Genomic DNA, 7,374 nt, shown 5'->3' with positions numbered 1-7,374 from the left:
GGCGGCGCGGCGGGGTGTCGGCGGGCGGAGCGGCGGGGTGTCGGCGGGCGGAGCGGCGGGGTGTCGGCGGGCGGAGCGGCGGGGTATGAGCGCTCTGACCTGCGAACTTGAGAATTGCCCGGGTCATTTGGGTCGGTTTACGCGGGCATTACGGACGTCCCTCTAGTGTTCTAAGTGCGTCCCGGTTCTGCTGGGACCAGGGCCGTCTGTGGAGGCATCATGAGAAGGCGACTCGTCGCCGTTCTGGGGGGACTCATGATGGCCGCAGGCGCCCTCGCCGTGGTGGCGCCGGTGTCCATGGGGGTGGCACCGGCGCCCGCCGCGTGTGGGGGCACCCGGCCGTTCCCCATCAGAAGCGTGACCTGATCCACGACCATCCGGCCCGCTCCGGCGGGTGACGGCGGCGGCGTTCGGCGTCAGCGGACCGAATCGCTCCCGAGGCCTAAGGTTGAGGTCGTGCGCTTCCTTCTGAACATCATCTGGCTGGTCCTGGCGGGTTTCTGGATGGCGCTCGGCTACGCCGTCGCCGGGGTCGTCTGCTGCATCCTGATCATCACCATCCCGTTCGGGATCGCCTCGTTCCGCATCGCGCTGTTCGCGCTCTGGCCGTTCGGCCAGACCGTCGTCAAGCGCCGGGACGCCGGCACGGGCTCGTGCGTCGGCAACGCGATCTGGCTGGTCTTCGCCGGGATCTGGCTCGCCATCGGGCACATCGTCACCGGGATCGCGCTCTGCGTCACGATCATCGGGATCCCGTTCGGCATCGCGAACTTCAAGCTCGTCCCGATCTCGCTGACCCCGCTCGGCCGGGAGATCGTCCCGGCGGACGACCCGCGCACCTTCGGCGTCGCGTAGTCCCGCCGCCCGGCCCTGCAAACCCCTGGAGCCCCGCGCCCCCCGTCGTCCCTCCGGCCCGATGTGCCGCTCGGTCCTGAACCGCCGCCTTCGCGCATTCATCAACTTTGAGCCGTGCGGAGGCGTAGCGTTTCCCGGTGTCACACCGATATGCCTGTGATCCGGATCACAGTCGGGCATCGGTAGCGCATCAGGGGGATATCCGGTTGATTCGGCAGCCGGCCTTTTCGGCCGATCGCCCCCGCCGCCCGCCTCCGTCCGGCATTGTTGCCGCCGATCACGGTGACATTCGGTAAGGGATCTACTCCCGGAGGTGATCGATGAGCGCAGAGTCACCCGGACGGCCGGAACCGCCCGCCCGTCGCGAGCTGGACGAGGCGGCGTACCTGGCGATCGAGGCGAGCCCGGAGTTCGCCCGGCTGAGGTCCGCGTTCCGGCGCTTCGTCTTCCCGCTGACCGCGGCCTTCCTCATCTGGTACCTGCTCTACGTCGTCCTGTCGGCCTACGCCCGCGACTTCATGGCGAAGAAGGTGGTCGGCGAGATCAACGTCGCCCTCGTCTTCGGCGTGCTCCAGTTCGTGTCCACCTTCCTCATCGCCCTCGCCTACGAGCGCTACTCCCGCAGGACCCTGGAACCCCTGGCCGCCGGCGTCGGCACCGGCGCCCCCGGCGCCGCCCCCGGTAACGCCCGTGCCGTCGGCGAGGAGGCCGAGTGAACGCGCACCACGTCCTCGCGGCGGCCGCGAGCGTCTCCAAGAACGAGCACCGGACGATCACGCTCGTCCTGTTCGCCGTGTTCGTCGCCATCACCCTGGGCATCACCGTCTGGGCCAGCCGGCAGACCCGCACGGCCGCCGACTTCTACGCCGGCGGGCGGCAGTTCAGCGGGCCGCAGAACGGCCTGGCCATCGGCGGCGACTACATGTCCGCCGCGTCCTTCCTCGGCATCGCCGGGATCTTCGCGCTGTCCGGCTACGACGGGTTCCTGTACTCCATCGGGTTCCTGGTCGCGTGGCTGGTCGCGCTGCTGCTGGTCGCCGAGATGCTGCGCAACTCGGGCCGGTTCACCATGGCGGACGTGCTCGCCTTCCGGATGCGCCAGCGCCCGGTCCGGGCCGCCGCCGGGATCTCCACCATCGTGGTGTCGATCTTCTACCTGCTGGCCCAGATGGTCGGGGCGGGCGCGCTGGTCAACCTGCTTCTCGGCACGCACGGCGAGGCCGCCAAGATCTGGACGATCGTGGTGGTCGGGGCACTGATGATCTTCTATGTCGTGGTCGGCGGCATGAAGGGCACCACCTGGGTGCAGATCGTCAAGGCCGTGCTGCTGATGGTCGGCGCGGTCGTGATGACGGTGTGGGTGCTGTCGAAGTTCGACTTCAACCTCTCGCACCTGCTCGGCGCGGCGGCCGACAGCTCCGGCAAGGGCGACAAGTTCCTCCAGCCGGGGCTGAAGTACGGCGCGACCGACGTGTGGTCCAAGCTCGACCTGCTGTCGCTCGGCCTCGCCCTGGTACTCGGGACGGCCGGCCTTCCGCACGTGCTGATCCGCTTCTACACCGTCCCCAACGCGCGCGCCGCCCGGACGTCGGTCAACTGGGCGATCGGCATCATCGGCGTGTTCTACCTGATGACGCTGGTCATCGGGTTCGGCGCGGCGGCCCTGGTCGGCAGCAAGGCGATCATGGCGCAGGACAAGGGCGGCAACACCGCGGCCCCGCAGCTCGCCGAGAAGCTCGGCGGCGGCGCCGGGACGACCGGCGGCGCGGTCTTCCTGGCGGTCATCGCGGCGGTCGCGTTCGCCACGATCCTCGCCGTGGTCGCCGGGCTGACGCTCGCGTCGTCCTCGTCGTTCGCGCACGACCTGTACGCCAACGTGTTCAAGCGCGGGAAGACCTCCGAGCGGGACGAGGTCAGGATGGCCCGCGTGTCGGCGGTGGTCATCGGCGCGGTCGCGATCCTTCTGTCGATCTTCGCTCGCGGGCTGAACGTGGCGTTCCTGGTCGCGCTGGCGTTCGCGATCGCCGCGTCCGCCAACCTCCCGACGCTGCTGTTCTCGCTGTTCTGGAAGCGGTTCAACACCGCCGGGGCGGTCGCGGGCATCTACGGCGGCCTGGTGTCGGCGGTCGGGCTCGTTTTGCTGAGCCCGATCTGCTGGGGCGGCAAGTCCGCGACCATCCCGAAGGGGAACCCGGACGCGCTGTTCAGCGCGGACACGGTCGCGCCGTTCCACATGCAGAACCCCGGCCTGTTCTCCATCCCGATCGGGTTCCTCTGCGCCTACCTCGGGACGGTGCTGTCGAAGGAGCGCACCGCGGAGAAGTACGCCGAACTGGAGGTGCGCGCCCTCACCGGCGAGGGGGCCCACTGACAGCGGCCGCCTTCACGGAACCGGCCGCGACCGCGCCCTGACGGCCCGGCGCGGACGGTGCGAACCGGACCAAAGCCGCGAGCTTGACGGTGGGAGAGACCTCCGGGGAAAGTTGGGACACCCCAGCCCCCCGGAGGTCTCTTCATGCATGCCCACGACCGGCCGCACGAGGTCGAGAACTCCCGGACGTCGGAGGCCGGGGCCGGGTGGACGTGCGGCAGGCCGGGGACGTTCGGGCGGCTCATGCCCGAGCGGGTGCGGGCGTTCTCGTGGCGGCGGCCGGCCGTCCTGTGGCGGTCCCGCAACGACGTGGTGGCGCGGCTGTGGGGCGACCCGTCCAGCGAGCTGCGGCAGCGGGCGGTGGCGGCGCTGGCCGAGCGCGGCGCGCCGGGATCGCTCACGATGCACCGGCCCGAGCGGGAGTTCTCGTTCATCGTCATGGGCGACACCGGCGAGGGGGACCGGTCGCAGTACGCCGTCGTCCCGCCGCTGCTGTCGGTCGGGGCCGACACCGACTTCCTGGTCATCGCGTCCGACGTGATCTACCCGACCGGGGACACCGGGGACTACGAGGACAAGTTCTTCCGCCCCTACGCCGGGTATCCCGGGCCGATCTACGCCGTGCCCGGCAACCACGACTGGTACGACGGCCTGCGCGGCTTCCTGAACGTGTTCTGCCAGTTCGACATGGACTGCACGCCGGCCTGGTCCGGCCGGTTCACCTGGCTCGCCCGGCGGCTGTGGCGCAGGTCCGGCGAGGTGGACGCGGCGCGGCTCGCCGAGGTGCGGGCGCGGTACCGGGGCGCGCCGAGGCAGCGGGCCGTCCAGCCCGCGCCGTACTGGGCGATCGACACCCCGACGCTGCGGATCATCGGCATCGACACCGGCATCCTCGGCGGCATGGACGACGAGCAGGGCCGCTGGCTGCGCGGCGTGGCGGCGGGACCGAAACCGAAGCTCCTGGTCACCGGGAAGCCGCTGGTGGTGGAGGACATGGTGCACCCCGACCCGATCGCGGGCGGCGGCACCGTGGACGAGATCGTCCGCGACCCGGCGAACAACTTCGTCGCGGCGATCGGCGGCGACATCCACAACTACGAGCGGTACCCGGTGAAGGTCGGCAACCGGACGCTCCAGTACGTCGTGTCGGGCGGCGGCGGGGCGTTCATGCACGCCACCCACATCATTCCGAAGACCACGATCGTGGACGAGTCGGACTTCCGCTGCTACCCGCTGCGCGGCGACTCCCTGTCGCGCTACAGCCAGCTCTACGGGCGCTGGTTCCGGATGCCCTGGCTGTTCGACCTGTCGCCGAGGGAGGCGACGGCGGCGGTCGAGCGGCGACTCGGCATCCAGGCCGCGCGCCGGTACGCCAACGAGGAGGTGTCGCTGCGGGCGCGGTTCGTCGCGGCGGCGCTCGGCGTCCCGCGCGGCAAGCGGCCGCGCTGGAAGATCCGGCGGCTGCCGGTGAAGCGCATCCCGCAGCGGTTCCGGTCGGAGATGGCCGACTGGGACAGCCCGCCGTTCTTCAAGAGCTTCCTCCGCCTGGACGTCACCGAGACCGAACTGCGCGTCCGCTGCTACGCGGTCACCGGGTGCGGCGACCACGAGACCGACCCGCCGGTCGAGGACGAGTTCGTCATCCCCCTGGCGTGACCGGGCCGGGCGTTCTGTCGTACCCGGACGGCACAATGTGCCGGTGAGGATCGCCATCGCCGTCGGGGCGGGAGGCGGGGGCACGCTGCGGCCCCTCGCCGATGACGGCACGCCTTCGGGCGAGGCGGAGAACGTGCCGTCGCTGGCGTCGGCGGTCGCCGCGCGCGAGCGTTCCGACCGTCCGCGCTGGGTGTGGTCGTCGTCCGCGCGGGTGTACCGGGCGCTGGTGGCGGCGGGCGTCCGGGGCGAGCGGTGCCATGACCTGGAACTGGCCGAGAGCCTGCTGTCCGGCCATGACGGACGGTACGGGGAGCCCCGGTCGGTCGCCGCCGCCTGGGCGCGGCTGCGCGGTGAGCCCGTGCCGGACGACCGGCCGCCGCCCGCCGAGGCCGGTCCGCAGGCGTCCCTCTTCGACGACGAGGAGGAGGACGAGGCCGAGGATCTGGAGCAGATCGTCGCCGTCCACGCCGAGCAGCAACGCCGCATCGCCCGCATCCCCGGCTTCGCGCTGCTGTGCGCGGCCGAGTCGGCGGGGTCGCTGATCGCGGCCGAGATGACGCACGCGGGCCTGCCCTGGTCGGTGGAGGCGCACGACGCGCTGCTGACCGAGATGCTGGGGCCGCGCCCGTCCGGCGGGCTGCGTCCCCGCAGGCTCCAGGAACTGGCGGACAAGATCAGCGCCGCGTTCGGACGCCACGTGAACCCGGATTCGCCGGCGCAGATCGTCAAGGCGTTCGCGGCGGTCGGGCACCAGGTGAAGACGACCAGGGCGTACGTGCTGAAGGAGATCGACCACCCCGCCGTCCCGCTGCTGCTGGAGTACAAGGAACTGTCGCGCCTGCACACGGCCCACGGATGGGCGTGGCTCGACACGTGGGTGCACGAGGGCCGGTTCCGTCCGGAGTACGTGGTCGGCGGTGTCGTCTCGGGACGCTGGGCGACCAACGGAGGCGGCGCGTTGCAGATCCCGCGCGTGCTGCGGTCGGCGGTCGTGGCGGACGAGGGCTGGTCGCTGGTCGTCGCGGACGCGGCGCAACTGGAGCCGCGCGTCCTCGCGGCGCTCGCGGGCGACCGCGCGTTCGCCGACGCGGCGGCCCAGGGTGATCTGTACGCGGCCTTGGCGGACGTGTTCACGCCGTCCGCCGACCTGACCGCCCGCGACAAGGCGAAACTCGCGCTGCTGTCGGCGATGTACGGAGGCGGGACGGGCGAGGCGGTGCAGCTTCTGGGGGTGTTGAAGAAGCGGTTCCCGGACGCGTTCGAGTTCGTGGAGGCGGCGGCCCAGGCGGGAGAACGGGGTCATCTCGTCCGTTCCCGCCTGGGCCGGACCTGTCCGCCGCCGTCGGCCGACTGGCGCGAGCTGACGTCCACGGGCGAGGACACCCGCTCGGCCTCGGCCGTCCGCAGCCGGGGCCGCTTCACCCGCAACTTCGTCGTCCAGGCGACGGCCGCCGACTGGGCCCTGACCCTGATGGCCCGCCTCCGCCAGCGCCTCACCGCCCTGGGCGACCCGCACCTGGTCTTCTTCCAGCACGACGAAGTCATAGTCCACACGCCGAGCCCGTTGGCGGACGACGTCGTCGCCGCGATCGAGGCGTCCGCGAAGGAAGCGGGCCGCCTCCTGTTCGGAGAGACGCCGGTCGTCTTCCCGATGGAGGCGGCCGTGGTGCAGCGCTATTCGGACGCCAAGTGACTCAGGACGGAGGGGCCAGGCGGAACCAGACCCGCAGCCGTCCGTCGTCCAGGGTGTCGAATCCCCAGTCGTCGGAGAGCGCTTCGAGGATCGGGAGGCCGCGTCCGCCGAGGCCGCAGGGGTCGTCGGTGTAGTGCGGAAGTGTTCCGCCGCCTCCGTCCACGACGGCGACGGTCACGGCACGGCCTTCGGTTTCGACCGACAGTTCGACGGTTTCTCCGCCGCCGTGGATGACCGCGTTCGTGCAGGTCTCGGACGTCAGGAGGACGCAGTCGTCCAGTGCGGGGTGGGCGGATCCGAGGAGTTTGGCGACCCAGTGGCGGGCGGCGGCGACGTGGGCGGTGTCGGACGGGAAGACCTGGAGGTGCTTCACGCCCGGGGACGCGGTCACGTGGTGGTCCGGGCGGGGACGAGGGCGGCGAGGCGGCAGGGTTCGAGCCGGGTGTCGAGTCCGGCGACGGCCCGGTGGAGTTTGGTGACGTGGGCGAGGGTGTGGCCGGAGCTGTCGAGGAAGTAGAGCCGTCCGCGCTGCCGCCGGACGGTCACGGTCTCGCCGATGTGGGGGACGAGCGGGTGGAAGACCCGCAGCAGCCTGGGGCGTTCCCAGGGGAGGGTGGAGGTCATCCAGCCGTGTTCGGCCAGGGCCCAGGCGAGCCGTCCGAGATGGTGGTCTTCGAGGTCCGCGCGTACGACCCGCGCGTCCGCTGACCGTCGTATTCTCATGTGCGTCCTCCTTGTGAGGATGGGCCGCGCGGCCGGGGGAGGGCTCCAATCCACACCCGGCCGCGCGGCGGCTTCT

General features: G+C 71.4%; 7 protein-coding genes. 5 read left to right on the top strand and 2 right to left on the bottom strand.

What is annotated here, in order from left to right:
- Positions 1–456: 456 nt before the first annotated feature.
- From AB0J52_RS20525 to AB0J52_RS20505, 5 genes are all read left to right on the top strand, one after another.
- Complete coding sequence (locus AB0J52_RS20525; RefSeq protein WP_500183211.1) at positions 457–855, top strand: YccF domain-containing protein; 399 nt, start codon at positions 457–459, stop codon at positions 853–855.
- Between the two features lie 320 nt (positions 856–1,175).
- Positions 1,176–1,571 carry a DUF485 domain-containing protein gene (locus AB0J52_RS20520; protein WP_500183210.1) on the top strand — a complete coding sequence of 132 codons (396 nt, stop codon included), beginning with the start codon at positions 1,176–1,178 and terminating at the stop codon, positions 1,569–1,571.
- The gene (locus AB0J52_RS20515) at positions 1,568–3,226 is read left to right on the top strand and encodes a monocarboxylic acid transporter (protein ID WP_500183209.1); all 1,659 of its coding nucleotides are present in this window, start codon (positions 1,568–1,570) and stop codon (positions 3,224–3,226) included. Before AB0J52_RS20520 ends, AB0J52_RS20515 begins: the two co-directional genes overlap by 4 nt.
- A gap of 144 nt (positions 3,227–3,370) precedes the next feature.
- Complete coding sequence (locus AB0J52_RS20510) at positions 3,371–4,882, top strand: metallophosphoesterase family protein (protein WP_500183207.1); 1,512 nt, start codon at positions 3,371–3,373, stop codon at positions 4,880–4,882.
- 43 nt (positions 4,883–4,925) lie between these two features.
- Entirely contained in the window at positions 4,926–6,575 is a 1,650-nt protein-coding gene (locus AB0J52_RS20505; RefSeq protein WP_500183206.1) for a bifunctional 3'-5' exonuclease/DNA polymerase, read from the top strand.
- A gap of 1 nt (position 6,576) precedes the next feature.
- Here the strand turns inward: AB0J52_RS20505 and AB0J52_RS20500 are convergent, their stop codons facing one another.
- Together AB0J52_RS20500 and AB0J52_RS20495 are read right to left on the bottom strand one after the other, a co-directional pair.
- Complete coding sequence (locus AB0J52_RS20500) at positions 6,577–6,966, bottom strand: ATP-binding protein (protein WP_500183204.1); 390 nt, start codon at positions 6,964–6,966, stop codon at positions 6,577–6,579.
- Complete coding sequence (locus AB0J52_RS20495; protein ID WP_500183202.1) at positions 6,963–7,298, bottom strand: hypothetical protein; 336 nt, start codon at positions 7,296–7,298, stop codon at positions 6,963–6,965. Before AB0J52_RS20495 ends, AB0J52_RS20500 begins: the two co-directional genes overlap by 4 nt.
- Positions 7,299–7,374 lie beyond the last annotated feature (76 nt).

It is taken from the genome of Spirillospora sp. NPDC049652 (assembly GCF_040675125.1).
GTDB lineage: Bacteria > Actinomycetota > Actinomycetes > Streptosporangiales > Streptosporangiaceae > Spirillospora.
This window is presented reverse-complemented; position numbering and strand designations above follow the sequence as displayed.